Raw genomic sequence first — 12,549 nt, 5'->3', positions numbered from 1 at the left:
GTTGTGACAAATTAAGGCCAAGGTGGCCATTGCGCAGCAAAATCAGCATGCCGACTTCCGCATAAGGGCTATGACCTGGTAGAGTGAGGCGCTGTCCGGAGTCAACCTGAGCTATTCCGTAGCCTGCTAGGGTGTCTCCGACGTTGTATTTGGAGGCTGATCGTCGCCGAGCCACTGCTTATACTTCTTGTAGTGCTCGACTCTGGCGCTGCGCACCCAGTTTTCTCGCTGAATGCGCCCCGAAAAGTTGGGTAAGAGGAACTCGAATTTGTCGATGTCCGCCTGGCTCCAGGTCGCCACCTGGCTGAACCAGAAAACGCCCCGCTTGTGCAGGAACCGTTCTAACGCCGGCCCGACCCCGCGGATCTGCTTCAGGTCATCGGGCGACTCTCCCACCGCTTGTCCCTCCTCCGACGGCTCCACGGGACCGGCACAGTTTAAGCCCACCGTATGCTCACTCACCTTGTCGATCGGCACCACCCCATTCTTTTCAGCGGGAGTCTCGATCCGCTTCTCGACGACCTTCTCCTCGGCCTGCAACGACAGGGCCCGGAGCTCCGCAATCTGCGCACGAAGGTCGTCGATCACGGCCACCTCGCCTTCCAACGCCTTGATCCTGGCCAGCTGCTCAGAATTGTCGACCGGCACCACCACTCGCCCTTCGATACTTCTCCCCCCAGCCTGTGAAGACACGGTTTGGAACTGAGCGATCTGCCCAAGCAGCCCAACGATCACGGCGACTTCGCCCTCCAACGCCTTGATCCGAGCCAGATGCTCTGGGTTGTCGACCGGCCGATCTGCGACCTTTTCCACGGTCTTTTCAATCGGCACCTCCACCAGCCTCTCGACGATCTTCTCAACCGGCACTTCAACACGTTTCAGCACCACCCGTTCCACCGGCACCTCGACACGCTTCTCAACCGTTCGAACCTCTGGCGGTTGATTCGTGAGCATGGTGACCTTACTCATGAGGCGTGCCACCTCACGGCGCTTCTCATCCATCACCGATCCCAGCACCATCCCCTTGATCCCCCACCCCAAGAAACCAGCTCCTCCCACCGTCCAAAGCCAGCATGTCCAGTTCTCGGACATCATGACTGCTCTCCCCGGCGCAGACACCGACGGCAATGATGGTGTCGATGGCGGCGGCTCAATACGTTTAGGCGCCGTTGGAGGAATTTCAGCCGGGGTTTCCAATGCGACCGGAGGAGGTGCCGTAACCGACCCTTTACCACAGAAGAAGAACGTCGCACCAAGGATGAATAACCCGAGGAGCGCCAAGTAAGGGTCTTTGCCCTGCATGACAGTCACCTTCGCTCAGGAGAGCACCGTAGCACGCCGAAGCAGAATATGGCTGTATGGGGAAAGCCGTCAAGAGGCCGGGCGCGAACCATCGCCTACAGATGGGGAACCAGTCTCCCAACTCCACTGCACAAGAGGGGACTGCCTGGCCAGGCAGTCCTGGGGGAAGGTCAACATGGTGATAGGTTCAGATGGAATACTGAAAGATCGGTTTCGCCCCGATGGCCTGGGCGAGGACGCCCCGGCGTTTCAATTCATCGAGGATGCGCGCGGTGGCGGCATCGAAATCGATGGGGCCTGCGAGGACCACGTCCGTATTCGGCGGTGGCTCTTCTTCTGTCTTGCTCATATGCACAGCGATGACAGGCGCAGGGTTGACGAGTGTTCTAATCGCCTGTGAAGCTTCGCGATAGGCGAGGCCGAAGGGGTTGGTGGTCGAGACGACGATGAGGCCCGTGTCAGTGAGAAGGCGCGCCACCTCGCCATAGCGCCGGGCCATCTCCGTTGTTTGCCCCCGCTCTTCTTCACTCAGATCGGCGTCCAGCCCGCGGCGGAGATTTTCCCCGTCCAAGAGGTAGGCATGGCGCCCATCCGCTACCAGACGGCCTTCGAGCTTCCTAGCCAGAAAGGATTTACCGGTGTGCCGACCTCCGGTAATCAGAACGACCGCCGCGCGGTGGCCATACTGTTGGGCGCGGTCTTCAACCGTGACTTCACCCTTCACCCATGCAAAGTCTCGGCGTCTGGCTTCTTCGCGGAGAAATTCTTGGTCGTCATGGACCAGTTCCGTGACGATGCCGCCGCCTGCAATATCATATTCATCCACGAGAACGAACCGGCCGGTCGATTCAAAGGAAGCCGAGAGGTCGAACGCCACCGGCGTTTTGGTTCGAATGGTCAATTCAGCGACCTGATTTTTATTCACCACATTGCTGCCTTGCTGGTGAGCCAGGTCCATCGTATCGATAATCCGATGGATCGAAGCGACTTCACAGTCCACTTCTTTGGTCGCCACACGCAAGAGATATTTGCGCCCTTTCTCCAGCGGCCGCTTCCCTAACCAAAAGAGGTTCGCCCGGAAGGCGGTGGAGACAAAGGGAAGCTGATCCTGATGCGAGGCAATTTCACCGCGTTCGACGAAGATTTGTTCATCGAGCGTGACGCCGATCGATTGCCCCGCCTGGCCTTCGGTCGGTTGCGGCTCGATATTGAAAGCTTCCACAGTCCGAACGTTGGCTCTCTTATTGGAGGGTGAGAACACGAGATGATCGCCGACTTTTAACCGCCCGGCTGCAATACGGCCGGTGATGATCCGGCGCGCATCGAATTTATAGACATCCTGCACGGGCAGTCGAAGGGGTTGTTCCGACCGAGCCGCTTCTTTTTGGAACGCACTGAGCGTTTCCAGGGCCGTGGGACCGCTATACCACGACATGTGCTCGCTGCGGTTGGCGATATTGTCGCCGAGCTTGGCGCTCACCGGAATAAACTGCGCCGGCACGGCTTTGAACTGTCCAAGAAATTCGCGATACTCTTTCTCAATCCCGTCGAACACATCCTGCCGGTAGCCGACGAGATCCATCTTGTTGACCACCACGGCAAACTGCCGGACGCCCAGCAACGATAAGAGATAGCCGTGCTTCTTGGACTGCTCCTTCACGCCTTCCAACGCATCGATGAGCAGCAGCGCCGCCTCGGCCCGCGCGGCGCCGGAAATCATGTTCTTGAGGAACTCTTTGTGTCCCGGCGCATCGATGATGATGTACTGCCGACCCTTCCACATGAAAAACGTGCGCGCTGTGTCGATCGTGATTCCCTGTTCCTGCTCTTCTAGAAACGCATCAAAGAGAAACGCGTATTCGAATTCCTTCCCCTGTTGCTTGCAGATCGCCTGCACCTTTTCCAACTTGCCGTCCGGCAGCGAGCCGGTATCGGCATAGAGCCGGCCCAGCAAGGTGGACTTGCCGTGATCCACATGGCCGACGATGACGATATTGAGGTTCTCAGATGGTTTGGTATTGGTCGTTACCATTTTCATTCATCCTGCAGAATGCTCAAACAGGCAGGCCAGCGAGGCCGCAGGTGAGAAACAACCGGAATCGTACCCTCTCGGGTACGCTGAGGATTGTTTCGATCCGAGAACGACGCTGGAGGCTTGTTTCAGCATTCTGCCTACATGTATCCGTCTTTTCGCAACAGTTCCATGCCCCGTCCTTCGTCCTGCGCTCGGCCTGATCGCTCGGCCACAGTGGTGTGGCGAAGCTCATCGATGATGTCGTCCACCGTCTTGGCGGTGGATTTGATCGGCGTGGTGCACGGCGCACAGCCGAGGCTGCGATAGCGCGTCCCGTCCCCCTTGTCGAGATACAAGTCGATGAACGGAATGTTCTCGAGCTTGATGTACTCCCAGATATTGATTTCGGTCCAATCCAGTAGGGGATGAATGCGGATATGCGTGCCAGGCGGGAATGTGGTCTTGTACTGATCCCAGAGCTCCGGAGGCTGATCCCGAAAATCCCAGTCTCCGTGTTTATCCCTTGGAGAGAAATATCGTTCTTTGGCCCTTGTGCCCTCTTCATCCGCGCGAACACCGAGAATGACGCCGGTGTACCCCTTGTGCTCCAAGAGTTGCTTGAGGCCGTTTGTTTTCAAGGCGGTGCAACAGACCACGCGGCCCATTGTGTGGTTCATACCCGCCGCCAGGGCTTCTTTGTTCTGACCGACGACCAAATCCAGTCGCCATTCTCGCGCAAGACGGTCGCGGTACTCGATCATCGCCGGTATTTTGTAGCTGGTATCGACATGGAGCAGTGGGAACGGGACATGCCCGAAAAAGGCCTTGCGCGCCAGCCACAACAGCACCGTCGAATCCTTCCCCATTGACCAGAGCATGGCGAGATTATTGAAATGCTTGTAGGCTTCGCGCAGAATATAGACGCTTTGATCTTCCAGTTGCCGAAGGTGTTTCATAACTCTAAATCGTCCTGCCTCTTGTCTTACGCCGCGACCGGCTGTCGCATCAATTCATCGAGTTTGCGCGCTGCGGCTCCACCCTCAACGGCTGCGCGCGCCACCGGGAAGCAGGCCGCCAACGACGTCCCTTTCCCCGCTGCGTACAGCAACATCGCGGCATTCATCAGTACCCAATCCGTGGGACCACTCGGCACCCGATTCTGAAGAATACGGCGGAGCAGATCCGCCTCTTTCTCGCGTTGAGAGGGAGGGAATCCCGCCATCTCACGTGATGGGACAAGCGCCAGCCCGAAATCTTTCGGCACCACTCCCAACGAGGTAATGCGTTCATCGCGCACTTCCAAGACTCTCGTCGCCATCGACGCGGACAACTCCGGATCACCCTCGACTCCGCGGATCACCAGCGCCCGCGAACATCCGAGCATTCGCAAGGCTTCAGCGGTCTTTTCAAAATGCGGCGGGTGCGACAACCCCACCACTTGCACTGCGGCCCGGGCCGGGTTGAGCAGCCTGGCAATCGGATGAAACACGTTCCTGACCCCCAGCTCTTGGCGCATCTCCAAAAACCGATAGAGGGGCGGGTGATAGAGTCCGATATCGAGATAGGCGAAGCCGTTCTTGTTTACTTGTTCAGTCACCCGCTTGGGCTCCGCATCAACCGGAATGCCCAACGCCTTCAATATTCCGGCGCTGCCGGGCCGACCAGGAATGCCGTCGTAGCCGTGCATCAAGACCGCGGCTCCGGCTGATGCCGCCACGATCGATGCGGCAACGATCGCATGAAACGTATCCTGTTTCCCGGCATAGCTCGGCACATCGACGAGGGCCAACTCTCGGGAGACCGCGAGCGGGTGCACGTACTGTCGCGCCGCGGCTGTCAAGGCGGCCAACTCCGTCACGGATTCCATCTTGAACCGCATGGCGATGAGAAAGGCCCCGACTTGCGCCGGTGTCGCCTCGCCTTCGATCAAGGCTTTCATCGCCTGCTTGCACTCATCCCAGGTGAGGTCTTTGGAAGCCTTCGGCCCTCTGGCAATCTTGGCAAGGATCTCTTGAATCGGCATGTTACGCCTTATGTAACCCGCACTCGGTTTTAGAAAAATTCTTCCAGCGCCCGGCTCGGAGATCATCGCCAGACGCCACTGGGGCGGTGCAGTAGGCGCAGCCGATGCTGGGGTAATTCTGATCGTGCAGCGGGTTGTACGGGACCTCGTAGACCTTGATGTAGGTCCACACATCGGGCCATGTCCATCGGGCCAGCGGATTGGTCTTGACCAACCCGAACGTCTGGTCCCATTCGATCAAGCCGGCGTTCGCGCGGGACGGAGCTTGGTCCCGCCTGATTCCGGTAATCCATGCGTCATAGCCTCGGAGAATGCGAGTCAACGGCTCGACCTTCCGTAATCGACAACACTGATCCGGATTGCCGGCCCACAGCGCATCGCCATAGGATTCTGCTTGTTGCTGTGGCGTCAGCAATGACTTCACCTGAATGACCTGCGCCGGCTGAAGGCCATATCGTTCAATCACTCGGTCTCTGGTCGCATAGGTCTCGGGAAACAAAAAGTCGGTATCGAGATAGAACAACGGCACCGAGGGATTGATCCGATGGACCATGTCCACAAGCACGACATCCTCGGCCCCGAAGCTGCAGGCCAGGACAATCTTCTGTGCGTACCGTTCGAGGGCAGCCTCCAACACATCTTGGGGTTGTTTCGTCTCGAAAGACGCGCTCCAGGCTTTGAGCTCCGCGATGCGTTCAGACTGGTCGTTTGCTGTCATGGCGGCTCAGGTCTCTTTACTCTTCGACTTTCTCCACCAGAATCCGATAATGGGATGCGTCCGGTTCCAGTGCCTCTTGTATGAGCACCTTGTGCCCGTCATTCTTGAGGCTCATCGGCACATTCTTGATCGGTTCACCGGCGTCGAGCCACACTTCCAGCTTCTCACCCGCATCCATCATCTCCAGCTTCAACTTCGTCTTCACGTAGTTCATCGGACAGGCGACGCCACGAAGATCGTACACCGGAGCGCCGGTCGGAGCCGGAGTCGCCGGTTTCACTTCAGCGGCGATCGGAACCACCGGCGCTGGAACTTCCTGCATGGCGGCCGTCGTCTCTCGGACCGGGGCAAGCTTCAAATCTTTCCCCATCTGTTCGGTTGCGGCACGGCACGCATCGACAAAACCCTTCGCAAACACCATCTTGTCACGCGCCGACTCCGCAGTCGTATCCTTGGGGCCGAGATCGCCCACCTTCTTATTGAGCTCGCGATACTGCGCTGGGATGACCCCTTTCTGCGCGATCCGGCTGTCAAATTCAATGAAGGTTTCTGAGTCAGTCGACGGCTCAAGCCCCTCGGTCACCAACATCGCCTTGGCCGCCGCCAAGACCGCGCGATAGGACTTGTTCACCGATACGGAATACTGATGCTTCTCGACAAGCAGTTTCGCTTGATAGAGCTCCTGATCGGCCTCCAGGATGCCGTTCTCGATCATTTCCAGCGCGCCGCCGGCACATTCGCCTGGTCCGAGATCCTCGAGAATAAACTCTGCTTCCCCTTCCCAATCGTAGTAGAACGTGGAATCCTCCTCATAGGAGGGCACGATGGTGTACGGGATCAATTCGTCCTTCAACTTGTTCTTCCCGGCGCGTTCAATGAATTTGGGCAAATTCTCATTCTCGTGGCGATCACGCCGATAGACATCGATCAAGTGGGAGATCGCCGCCGGGACCGATTGCGCAGGCAATTTCACGATCATCTTCCCGACCTTGGCGGTGCCGTTCACCGAGCCGCCGAGATGAAGCTCGTAGTGCGGAGCGACATGGTCGCCGAGCCGCTTGCCGACCCCATGCAGCCCGATCGTGGAAATGTGATGTTGCGCGCAGGAGTTATGGCACCCACTGATTTTGACATCGACCCCTGCCAGATCCTCCGGCACTCGACCGGCCGGAAACACCTCGGCCAGCGCTCGCGCAAGACCTTTCGATGATGTAATCCCAAGACCGCAGGTATCTGTGCCGGGGCAGGCGATAATGTCTTCAACCAATTCAGCGCCAGGATCGGCTAACCCACGGGACGCCAAATCTTCGTATAGTTCGGCGATCCTATCGGCAGGAATCCAGCGAATGACCATATTTTGGTTGATGGTGGTGCGAAGATTGCCGTTTGAATAGCGCTCGGCCAGGTCAGCGACGAATAGCATTTGTTCAGCCGTAATATCCCCCATGAACAGCTTGATGGCGGCTGTGACATAGCCCTCCTGTTTCTGCGTGACGACATTGGTCCGTTTCCACATCTCAAACGGCGTCTCGTGACCGATGGCGTGGGCTCCGTTGCGACCCCCAGTTCCGTTTCCGGTTGCCCCGCCGTTTCTGGTCGGCATAAGGAGCGGGAGCGGGTTATCGTGATGCTGAAGCAGGGTCAACGTTCCGTTCTTGGGAAGGGCGTGTCCCATCGAGACATAGGCTGCTTCCCAACGCCGTTTGAACTCGTCAAAGCCCAGCTTGTCGATCACGAATTTCATCCGGGCCTTGTTTCGATTTTTTCGATTGCCGAGTGTATCGAAGACTTTAATAACGGCTTCGATACTGGGAATCAGCTCCTCCATCGGTGTGAACTCACGAAGAAGTTGGGCAACCCGTGGAGCTGAACCGAGCCCGCCACCCGCGACCATCCGAAAACCGATTACTCCGTCGCTTCGCTTGACGGCGAGTAGACCGATGTCGTGAATGGGCGTCAAGGCACAGTCATGCTTGCACCCGGAAAAGGCAATTTTGAACTTTCGCGGCAAGCTTTGGTTCAAAGGGTTCCGCAACAAGTGGTAAGCCACGGTCTTTGCATAGGGCGTCACATCGAAGACTTCGCCCTGGCACACACCCGCCAGATGGCATGCCGTGACATTCCGCACGGTATTGGCGCAGGCCTCTCTGGTCGTCAGGCCAACTTCGGCCAACCCGCGCATGATGGTCGGGACATCTTTCAATTCCACGAAGTGCATCTGGATATCTTGTCTCGTCGTGACGTGACCGACGCCGGTCGCATAGCGGTCGGTGAGCTCCGCGACACGTCGCAACTGATTCGCGGTGATGCCGCCGAACGGGATCTTGATCCGTACCATCTGCACACCAGGCTGACGCTGACCGTAAATACCGTATTGCAGACGGAAAGGTCTGAAGAGATCGGTGGAGATCTCTCCGACCAATGTTCGCTGGGCCTCGGTCTCGAAGGTTTCTATTTCCTCCAGGATGGCGGGAGGAATTGGACTCGTGACAACTTGAGGGCTCGTGGGGGCTTCAACGTGGTTCATAATACCGCTCTCCTACATCTCCTCCGGAGAGGAGCCTCAAAAGTCAGATGTGGTACATCGGACTGCGCTGGGCATCGATCGTTCGTAACCGCATCGCCAAATGTTCGACCGTAACGTTTTCGAGAACTTTTCGTTCCGCCTGCTGCACCTGCTCCCAGACGTCACCGAGCAGCAGTTCCGGCTTGGTCGCTTGACGATCGCGCGCCCGCTGACCGACAAACGACCGATGAAAGACCGGCCCTTCCAATGCCTCGACGATATCGGCGATCGACATCGCTGCCGGTACATGCGTGAGAAGATAGCCGCCTTGGGCACCCCGTTGGCTTTCCACTAAACCCGCTTTCTTCATCGCATGGAGGATCTGTTCAAGAAAACGGGCTGGAATCCCATGACGCCTCGCGATAGCCCGCGCTTGAATCGGGGCTTCCCTTGCATATGTCGCAAGATCGACAGCCACCATAATTCCATATGTGGCACGCATAGACACTTTCATTCTTTATTATTCCTGTCGGAATTGAGTTACATATACATTCCCCCATTTCGATCTGTCAAGGCGCCAAAACTTCGTTGATGAAGATCGACGAAGTTAGGTATTTAGCATGCCAAGCTATATTTTCAGTGAACGTTCCAGAATCGAGAGAACACCACAAGTCATTATTTTTGATATTTATTTCATGCCTGCAACACCATGCGTGGAGCAGAGACGAAGGGCATCGTATCCATAAAATCAGATTGACATCGTGTATGCCCTAGGCAATAATCCAGCCCTCTTCTTCGGGTGGTGCCTTCATGTCTGCGCCGTTATCTTCATTTACTATTCTAGTGCTCACGAACGACACGACCATACAAGCTTTGGCGAGACAGGTATTCAAGGACGCCTCCGTGACGATCGCTCAGGACGTTTCAACCCTTCAAAAGGAGTTGCCGCGACATCGGTTTGATGTCGTCGTGATGGAATCCCAAGTCGAGCAGCAACAGAACGGTACGCTTCCTGAGCACCTCGGCCCCTCTCACACTCTTTCTATCTGCGGGTCTAAGGCTGTCTTGAAAAAAACGCTGAAAATGATCCAGCTGATGAATCAGCCAACCAGCCCCCAGCCGAAGCCATGCGACGCCTCTCTGGAGAGTTATCTAGAAGTGAAAATGGGGGAATTCGTAAAGGGGATGCGAAACGGATCGGCGAAAAACCTTCATCCGATTCTGATTTCCGCCGTGGAACGCCCTCTTATCACCTCGGCGCTGCGAGAGACCGGAGGCAATCAAATACAAGCCGCGTCGCTTCTCGGTCTCAACCGCAATACCTTGCGAAAAAAAATCGTGGACCTGCATATCCCCTTGAAGCAAACGAAAGCGAGAGCCAAATCGTAGCGTTTGAACGCGACGTTCACAGGTGTGCTGCGGGACTCACTTCCCATACCATCTCTCACTATTCATGAAGGAGGGACATCATGACAAAGGAAGAGTTGATCGCAAAGATGGCCGCTTCAGCCGGCATTACTAAGGTCGCGGCCGGAACCGCCCTCGAAGCATTCACCGGGGCGGTGACTTCTTCATTGAAAAAAGGAAAGCGCGTCTCTCTCGTCAATTTCGGCACCTTTACGATTTCAAAACGAAAAGCGCGAATGGGAAGAAATCCGCGGACAGGCGAATCCCTCCGCATCCCGGCGGCGAAGGTCCCGAAGTTTTCAGCCGGGAAAGAGCTTCGCTCCGCCGTGAAGTAGGGTGTCTGCTCCAAGAGAAGGGTCTGAAAGAGAAGGTCTCACTTCTTTCAGTTCGCTGAGGGAATGCGACCTTCTCTTTCGTTTTCTTGACAGTGTCAGTGAGGCTATATTAGCATGCCCCCTCTCTTGATAGGCGCGTAGCTCAGGGGGAGAGCGCTACCTTGACACGGTAGAGGTCGACGGTTCAAGACCGTCCGCGCCTACCATTTCAGGCCGAGGCACTGCTTTGCCTCTTAAGAGGCGTAGTGCCTTTGTTGTTTTTTGCACTGTGGGTCAAGTCCGTACGTCATGAAGATATCGGTCAAAGACGGTCCAAGCGGTGACATTCAGACCGGGGTGACGGTGGGTGGCGCTCTGTCTGAGTTAGGAGTCTCCGGGCAGGATATTCTCGCAGCCAAAGTAGGCGGAGCGGTTGTCGATTTGTCGTCCGCACTATCCGGAAATTCAGTCATCGAACCATTGCGGTTCGACAGTGCGGAAGGCCGAGAAGTGTACCGCCACAGCAGCACCCACCTCATGGCCCAGGCAGTCAAGGAACTCTTCCCGTCCGCACAACTGACCATCGGCCCGGCCCTGGAAGATAGTTTCTATTATGACTTCGCCTTCGAACGTCCCTTTACCCCCGAAGACTTGCAGAGAATCGAAGAACGGGCTGCTGAAATCATCAAGCGTAACCTCACTATCACCAGGCGGGAGTTTTCGAAGCAGGATGCAATTGATTTTTTCAGCTCCCGTGGAGAGCACTATAAGGTCGAGCTGATTCAAAGCTTTCCCGATGGAGAGCCGATCACCGCCTACACACAGGGCGACTTCGTGGATCTCTGCCGCGGCCCCCATCTTCCTACCACCGGTGTCATCGGGGCCATCAAATTGCTCACGACCGGAGGGGCCTATTGGCGTGGCGATGAACGTAATCCGATGTTACAGCGGATCTACGGGACCTCCTTTCCGACACAAGCGGAAGTGGATGCCTACCTGGCTAAGTTGGAAGAAATTAAGCGACGCGACCACAGAAAAGTCGGAAAAGATTTGGATTTGATCAGCATTCAGGATGAGATCGGACCTGGGTTGGTACTATGGCATCCGAAAGGCGCGACAGTCCGCCTCTTGATTGAGAATTTCTGGCGAGAGCAGCATATTCGGGATGGGTATCAGCTGGTCTATTCACCGCATACCGCGCGTCTTGATCTCTGGAAAACCAGCGGGCATCTTGATTACTACCGCGAAAACATGTTCCCATCGATGAAGCTGGAGGGGAGCGAGTACCAGCTGAAACCGATGAATTGTCCGTACCATATCATGATCTATCAATCTCACCTGCGCAGCTATCGAGACCTCCCCATCCGCTATGGAGAACTGGGAACGGTCTACCGCTATGAACGGACCGGTGTTTTACACGGGCTCATGCGGGTGCGCGGATTCACGCAGGATGATGCCCATCTCTTCTGCCGTCCGGATCAAATGGAACACGAAGTCAGCCGGGTCTTGGACTTTACATTTTTCGTGTTACAGACATTCGGCTTCCATCAATTTGAAGTATTTTTGTCCACCAGGCCCAAAGAATCCGTGGGTGGTGATGAACATTGGAGCTTGGCCACCAGCGCATTGGAAGCGGCTTTGAAGAGCCGTCACATCTCCTTTCACCTTGATCCGGGAGGGGGGGCCTTTTACGGCCCGAAGATCGACATTAAGATTAAAGACGCGTTGGGCCGTTCATGGCAATGTTCCACGGTCCAGGTGGATTTCAACAATCCCGAGCGGTTTGAGTTAAGTTACATCGGAGAGGACGGCAAAGCCCATCGTCCGATCATGATCCATCGCGCTTTAATGGGATCCATCGAGCGCTTTTTCGGTATCCTGATTGAACATTACGGAGGCGCGTTCCCGCCCTGGCTGGCTCCGGTGCAGGCCGTCGTCATGAACATCACCGATCACCAGCAAGACTACAGCGCAGCCGTCGTGGCGCAATTGAAGGCGGCCGGCTTTCGTGCCGAAGCAGACCTCCGGAACGAAAAGATCGGGTTCAAGATTCGCGAAGCGGAAAAGGCGAAGGTCCCGTTCATGTTGGTCGCCGGGAATCGGGAGATGCAAGATGGGACTCTCTCGGTGCGAGGCCGAAGCGGGTCGAATTTAGGGAGCAAGACGGTGGCTGAAGTGCTGGATCTCCTGCAAGCCGAGGTCACGCATACACAGCGAGAACTTCAACACACACATTAAAAAAGAGGTGGCCTATCGTTCCCAAAT

10 protein-coding genes and 1 tRNA gene are annotated in these 12,549 nt (G+C 56.3%); 4 read left to right on the top strand and 7 right to left on the bottom strand.

The genetic code is table 11. The features are described 5' to 3' along the window. Nucleotides 1-126: 126 nt before the first annotated feature. The 7 genes from COMA2_RS09595 to COMA2_RS09565 all read right to left on the bottom strand — a co-directional run bounded on the left by COMA2_RS09595 (nt 127) and on the right by COMA2_RS09565 (nt 9,065). Nucleotides 127-1,302: a hypothetical protein gene (locus COMA2_RS09595; protein ID WP_139077234.1), complete on the bottom strand. Its 1,176-nt coding sequence runs from the start codon at nt 1,300-1,302 to the stop codon at nt 127-129. A 187-nt stretch (nt 1,303-1,489) separates the two neighbouring features. Beyond that, nucleotides 1,490-3,334, bottom strand: a complete 1,845-nt coding sequence (locus COMA2_RS09590) for a GTP-binding protein (protein ID WP_245630950.1) — start codon at nt 3,332-3,334, stop codon at nt 1,490-1,492. 140 nt (nt 3,335-3,474) lie between these two features. Continuing rightward, nucleotides 3,475-4,272: a sulfate adenylyltransferase subunit CysD gene (cysD, locus tag COMA2_RS09585; RefSeq protein WP_090897034.1), complete on the bottom strand. Its 798-nt coding sequence runs from the start codon at nt 4,270-4,272 to the stop codon at nt 3,475-3,477. A 26-nt stretch (nt 4,273-4,298) separates the two neighbouring features. Then, the gene (trpD, locus tag COMA2_RS09580; protein WP_175304499.1) at nt 4,299-5,339 is read right to left on the bottom strand and encodes an anthranilate phosphoribosyltransferase; all 1,041 of its coding nucleotides are present in this window, start codon (nt 5,337-5,339) and stop codon (nt 4,299-4,301) included. A gap of 1 nt (nt 5,340) precedes the next feature. Further along, entirely contained in the window at nt 5,341-6,057 is a 717-nt protein-coding gene (locus tag COMA2_RS09575; protein WP_090897029.1) for a phosphoadenylyl-sulfate reductase, read from the bottom strand. A 16-nt stretch (nt 6,058-6,073) separates the two neighbouring features. Continuing rightward, nucleotides 6,074-8,584: a sulfurtransferase TusA family protein gene (locus tag COMA2_RS09570; RefSeq protein ID WP_090897026.1), complete on the bottom strand. Its 2,511-nt coding sequence runs from the start codon at nt 8,582-8,584 to the stop codon at nt 6,074-6,076. Between the two features lie 43 nt (nt 8,585-8,627). Further along, entirely contained in the window at nt 8,628-9,065 is a 438-nt protein-coding gene (locus COMA2_RS09565; protein WP_175304498.1) for an RrF2 family transcriptional regulator, read from the bottom strand. Nucleotides 9,066-9,373: 308 nt separating this feature from the next. Between COMA2_RS09565 and COMA2_RS09560 the strand changes: the two genes are divergently transcribed. The 4 genes from COMA2_RS09560 to thrS all read left to right on the top strand — a co-directional run bounded on the left by COMA2_RS09560 (nt 9,374) and on the right by thrS (nt 12,522). Continuing rightward, nucleotides 9,374-9,952, top strand: a complete 579-nt coding sequence (locus COMA2_RS09560; RefSeq protein ID WP_090897021.1) for a helix-turn-helix domain-containing protein — start codon at nt 9,374-9,376, stop codon at nt 9,950-9,952. A gap of 80 nt (nt 9,953-10,032) precedes the next feature. Next, the gene (locus tag COMA2_RS09555) at nt 10,033-10,305 is read left to right on the top strand and encodes an HU family DNA-binding protein (protein WP_090897018.1); all 273 of its coding nucleotides are present in this window, start codon (nt 10,033-10,035) and stop codon (nt 10,303-10,305) included. A 131-nt stretch (nt 10,306-10,436) separates the two neighbouring features. After that, nucleotides 10,437-10,511 (top strand) — tRNA-Val (locus tag COMA2_RS09550). An 82-nt stretch (nt 10,512-10,593) separates the two neighbouring features. Next, nucleotides 10,594-12,522, top strand: coding sequence for a threonine--tRNA ligase (gene thrS, locus COMA2_RS09545; RefSeq protein WP_090897016.1), 1,929 nt, complete (start codon nt 10,594-10,596; stop codon nt 12,520-12,522). Nucleotides 12,523-12,549: the final 27 nt, after the last annotated feature.

This window comes from Candidatus Nitrospira nitrificans, from assembly GCF_001458775.1.
Classification (GTDB): domain Bacteria; phylum Nitrospirota; class Nitrospiria; order Nitrospirales; family Nitrospiraceae; genus Nitrospira_D; species Nitrospira_D nitrificans.
Note: the sequence above shows the minus strand (reverse complement) of the source record. Positions and strands in the feature narration are given on the sequence as shown.